The organism is Anabaena sp. CA = ATCC 33047 (assembly GCF_963870205.1).
GTDB lineage: Bacteria > Cyanobacteriota > Cyanobacteriia > Cyanobacteriales > Nostocaceae > Trichormus.
Genome location: NZ_CAWMSA010000036.1, coordinates 1 through 3,723, shown reverse-complemented (window position 1 = coordinate 3,723; position 3,723 = coordinate 1). Strand labels below are relative to the sequence as shown.

Annotated in this window: 5 protein-coding genes; 2 read left to right on the top strand and 3 right to left on the bottom strand. The window is 38.4% G+C overall.

Annotated elements, in window-relative coordinates; genetic code table 11:
* Both AACS98_RS08485 and AACS98_RS08480 read right to left on the bottom strand, forming a co-directional pair.
* On the bottom strand, positions 1-130 hold a 130-nt coding region (locus AACS98_RS08485; protein WP_198161127.1), incomplete at its 3' end, for an urease accessory protein UreH domain-containing protein.
* A gap of 70 nt (positions 131-200) precedes the next feature.
* The gene (locus AACS98_RS08480) at positions 201-656 is read right to left on the bottom strand and encodes a hypothetical protein (protein ID WP_066378243.1); all 456 of its coding nucleotides are present in this window, start codon (positions 654-656) and stop codon (positions 201-203) included.
* Positions 657-825: 169 nt separating this feature from the next.
* Here AACS98_RS08480 and AACS98_RS08475 point away from each other — a divergent pair, with 169 nt between their 5' ends.
* On the top strand, positions 826-1,770 hold the full coding sequence (locus tag AACS98_RS08475; RefSeq protein ID WP_066378241.1) for a WD40 repeat domain-containing protein: 945 nt from the start codon (positions 826-828) through the stop codon (positions 1,768-1,770).
* Positions 1,771-1,854: 84 nt separating this feature from the next.
* Positions 1,855-2,871, top strand: a complete 1,017-nt coding sequence (locus tag AACS98_RS08470) for a M28 family peptidase (protein ID WP_066378238.1) — start codon at positions 1,855-1,857, stop codon at positions 2,869-2,871.
* A gap of 90 nt (positions 2,872-2,961) precedes the next feature.
* On the opposite strand, the gene AACS98_RS08465 is transcribed toward AACS98_RS08470, so the two are convergent.
* On the bottom strand, positions 2,962-3,399 hold the full coding sequence (locus AACS98_RS08465) for a hypothetical protein (protein WP_066378236.1): 438 nt from the start codon (positions 3,397-3,399) through the stop codon (positions 2,962-2,964).
* Positions 3,400-3,723: the final 324 nt, after the last annotated feature.

The following is a 3,723-nucleotide window of genomic DNA, read 5'->3' as shown; positions in this document are numbered from 1 at the left end:
GGGATGTTTGCTGTGGTGATGACGGTTGATGAGACAGAGAAAACGCCACCGTCAGCGGCCCGCACATTCCGAAACAATGCCCAAAGCTACCCAGAAAACCCAAAATTGTCATTAAAAATAAATCAAACATATCTGGTAATGGCTAGTCTAAGATAGTGCTGAGTAAAATATACTAGCCCCTACCCTCTAGCCCCTAGCTCCTAGTCTCTAGGCACATCAATAATTGCAGTATCTTGAATCACTTTACCATTATGAACTAACGCCTCATGACTATTGGCATTGAGGGAAACTGTGATTTCATTTTTACCCGGTTGGAGTTTTTCTAGATAGTACCAAGAACCATATAATCGCGTGATTTTCTGACCATTGATATAAATATGACCATGACCTTCTCCTGGTTTAGCTGCTTGATTAATCTTTTCTGGCGCAAATCGGAAATTAGAAACTTTAGCTTCTAAATTCCATCCTTTGGAGGAATCTTTATGCACAACTAAGTCAACTTTTGGTATGGGTTGACCAGGAGGAATTTCAATTGTTTTATGATCATGCTCTGAGTGATGATTGTGTTGATTATCTCCTCTGGCAATTTGCCCATTACTCACTAACAAAGTCAGGCAAGCTAAAGTAGTTGATGCTAAAACAAATTTTGACCGCATGGCAATTTACAGTGTCTAAATTGAAAAATCCTGTGTTTCATGCGGAAATTTACGTTAAATTAGCCATTATGTCAAAAGACAAGCCGTCAAACTTCCCAGAAATTGCTTGAAGCATATATCCGTGCTAATCTTTTTCAAAGGGCTGAAATTTTGATCCTGCACGGAAATCATGGACACTTTTAACCAAAAAAATCTACAAAATTTAGTATCTGTCCAAATTCTCAAAGGACATTCTAGTAAAGTTCGTAGTGTTGACTTTAGTTCTGATGGCAAAATGTTAGCAAGTGCTAGCGATGATAAAACTATCAAAATTTGGGATGTGTTAGCTAATCAAGAATATTGCATATTAAAGGGACATGGTGAATCTTTATGGTTTGGAAGTGTAAATGCAGTTGCATTTAGCCCAGATAGCAAAACTGTAGCCAGTGGTAGTGATGATAAAACTGTCAAAATTGGGGATGTGCAAACAGGTAAGGAAATTCATACTTTTACAGGACATGAAGAAAAAGTTTACTCTGTTGCTTTCAGCCCAGATGGTAAAATTTTAGCTAGTGGTAGTCAAGATAAAACTGTTAAGCTTTGGTCATTAGAAAAAAAACAAGAAATATCATCTTTTAAAGGTTTTTCTGATGATGTATTATCTGTTGTCTTTAGTCCTGATGGTAAAATTTTAGCTAGTGGTAGTAAAGACAAGAATATTCAAATTTGGTATTTAACTAAGCAACAAGTTCAAACTATTCAAACAGATTCTGATTGGTTTGCTAATATTAACTCTTTGGCTTTTAGCCCAGATGGTCAGATTTTAGTTAGTGGTAGTCAGAATAAGAAAATTAAGTTATGGGATATAAATACTGGTGCAGAAATGCGTACATTATTAGGCCATGATAATGATGTTTGTTCTGTAGCTTTTCATCCTAGTGGCAAAATATTAGCTAGTGGTAGTAAAGATAAAACTGTCAAATTATGGCAGGTAGAAACTGGTCAAGAGATTTGTACTTATCAAGGTGCTGATGATTCTGTTTATACTGTAGCCTTCACTCCTGATGGTAAAAAATTAGCTGCTGGTAGCGGAGATAAAAAGATTATACTTTATCCTTGTTTGCGTATCTCCTAATTTCGGTTATATCTTTGGGGAGATTCTAGGCTGCAACTCTTTTTTGTTACGTTAACCTAGTCTAAAAGGCAAATACGAACTGAAATGAAAGCTAAAATTTGGCTGGCGTTGTTGGTGCTAGTAGCAATTGTAATTGTTGGTGGTAGAGGTAGCACATTTTTTGAGCAGCGTTACTCCCCAAAAATTGTTGAGAGTGTACCAGTCGTCACACCGTCACCACAGCCTGAGTTTGAGGAAGTTAACAATGCTCCGCAAGTATCTATTGATAAATTATTAACTCATATTCAAAAGTTAAATTTTCAACGCTACACAACAACAGAGCGATCGCGTACTCGTACTTATATCATCAATGAATTACGAAAACTAGGCTGGCAACCCAAATTAGAAAAGTTTACAGAAGGTGTGAATATCTTCGCTGAACGTCAGGGAACTGACACCACAGCCGGAGCAATTTTAGTTGCAGCCCATTATGATACTGTTGATCAATCTCCCGGTGCTGATGATAATGCCAGTGGTGTGGCTGTGCTACTAGAAATAGCGCGAGTTTTTAGTTTTCCATCTACACCCTTGACTTTGCAACTAGCATTTTTTGACAAAGAGGAAGCCGGACTAATTGGTAGTAAAGCGTTTGTGGCTCAAGAAAAACGCTTGCAAAACCTACGCGGTGTGATTGTGATGGATATGGTAGGTTACGCTTGTTACATAACAGGTTGTCAGAAATACCCGGCGGGTTTGCCTGTAACTCCACCCAGCGACAAAGGTGATTTTTTAGTAGCCGTCGGTGATACAGAACATTTGCATTTACTTAATGCCTTTAGCAATTCAGATATAGATAATCTACCAGATGTCTTAAAGCTACCTATTCCCCTCAAAGGCTTAATGACACCAGACACTCTTCGTAGTGATCATGCTCCGTTTTGGTATCAAGGAGTAGGTGCGGTGTTAGTAACAGATACGGCTAATCTCCGTACACCGCACTACCACCAACCCAGTGATATACCCCAAAATATTGAACGATCATTTTTTGCTGGTTCTGCACAAATTGTCATCAATGCCACTAACAAATTGTTAAATCAACAAATCAAGTCACTCAGTCAATAGTTATTAGTTATTCTTCCATCCTGCGGGTAGGCTTACGCCTGCGTAGGAAAGCTGACGCTAGATTTCCCCCCTCTTCCCACTCCCCATTCCTTACTTTGCTTGCGGGTAAGTTAAAGTCCAGTTTTGTGGATTATTTAATTGAGAGTACAAACCTTGGAGAATTAGCCGCAGTGCAACGCGGGTTTTGAAATACATTCTGATGAGATGAGTGTTTGGTTCAGCGAAGATATCATCATAGTTTTGATTGTAACCAAATGGCTTAGAACATTTACTTTCCGCACCTTTCACAGTTAAGACAAAAAAAGGAGTTTTCTTGTATTCGTCAGGCACCATAAAGATTCCATATACATGGTGTTCACCACGCCACGGCTGAACTACTACCTTAGTAGCTTGAACTTGGAATTTTTGGTTTTTTGATGCTAGAAAAGCTTCTGAGTTGCACTGAGTATCATCTATAGGCCACCAAAGCTTAGTCAGAATCATCGATAGTAAGAACATGAGAACATAAACGGTGATTTGGCGACGCATAGAGTCAACCGAGAATTTTTTCTATCTAATGTAATTAGATGAATATTTAGCTGCTGTTGTTTCCAATTACCAGCCACAAACATTTATATAGGAAAAAACAGAAAATCAAATGATATGATTGGGCGATCGCCTGTTGGACTATCTTATTACTGGACTTTAAACTAACAAGCACAAAAAGGCTGAGGGAAAATGACAATTTCAAAAAAAAAAGAAACACCCAGATTATGTATTTGCCATAATCTGGGTATTTCTTTTAAAAAATCAACCTGGCGCCGAGCAATTGTGGCAGGAGGCAACCCTCCAACTATCGTAGCCGCAGCAGTG

Excerpts from the sequence above, each read along its gene's own strand:
- AACS98_RS08480 (WP_066378243.1), bottom strand. The coding sequence starts at position 656 with ATGCGGTCAAAATTTGTTTTAGCATCAACTACTTTAGCTTGCCTGACT.
- AACS98_RS08475 (WP_066378241.1), top strand. The coding sequence starts at position 826 with ATGGACACTTTTAACCAAAAAAATCTACAAAATTTAGTATCTGTCCAA.
- AACS98_RS08470 (WP_066378238.1), top strand. The coding sequence starts at position 1,855 with ATGAAAGCTAAAATTTGGCTGGCGTTGTTGGTGCTAGTAGCAATTGTA.
- AACS98_RS08465 (WP_066378236.1), bottom strand. The coding sequence starts at position 3,399 with ATGCGTCGCCAAATCACCGTTTATGTTCTCATGTTCTTACTATCGATG.